This is a genomic window from Oleiphilus sp. HI0079, from assembly GCF_001635105.1.
In genome coordinates, this window is sequence record NZ_LWFT01000084.1 from 1 (window position 1) to 770 (window position 770).

The 770-nt window shown below is 49.0% G+C and carries 1 protein-coding gene; it reads right to left on the reverse strand.

What is annotated here, in order from left to right; genetic code table 11:
* Window positions 1–283: 283 nt before the first annotated feature.
* Window positions 284–770: ABC transporter substrate-binding protein (locus tag A3750_RS01295; protein ID WP_156498294.1), on the reverse strand; the 487-nt coding region annotated here is incomplete at its 5' end.

A 770-nucleotide genomic window follows, 5' to 3' on the forward strand; every position in this document is an offset into this window, starting at 1 on the left:
AACTCTTCCTGACGATATCGATTACGATCTGTATCTAAGGCGCGGGGAGGNTCGCTATGGGGAGGTATTTCGTTTGGAGCTTCTAAGGCGACTCTTTAACCGGCCTTTAGAGTTGTGGTTGGCGCTAGATCGCGCACTTTACTTGGAAGAGCAGAACTACATGGTGACCCTGAGTACGTTTTGTGACCGCACACTAAGCCCCCGCAACCTGCTCATCCAAGCTACTCGGATTTGATGTTTATGCAAGGCAGCCGCCCGTTTGCTAACGACCAAGGCGAAAGACTCACTCTAAACTATCGCCTTGCGGATGAATCTTCTGCCAAAGAGCAAGGCCCTTCTGGAGGGCCTTTTCAGCCTGCCCACTCTCAACGATTTCTCGTAGCGCCTTGGTGAGTTTCCCTCTTAGAGCGCCCGTGTTACATGAAGAGCTGTGCGACAGCGTAAGATACAAGCCCTCTGCGCTAATTCCATCTCCGAGCACCGCAACCTTATCGCTTACTCCCCAAGTCCTACTGTAAGCTTGTGCAGGGCTATTCTCATACAACAAGTAATCGACTCGCCCAAGCACTAACATATCAAAAGCCTGACGCAGACTAGCGACACCATTCAAATCCAAACTGGCTTTCGCAAATTCATCAAATTCTTCGCCAAAGCTATTATGAATGACGGTTGCGCCAGTATGGCCAATCAAATCCTCACGCTTCTTATAATCAAAGGGTTTCTCCTTATTTACCCAGACAACACTCTTCGTGGTAAGAAACGATGGGTAT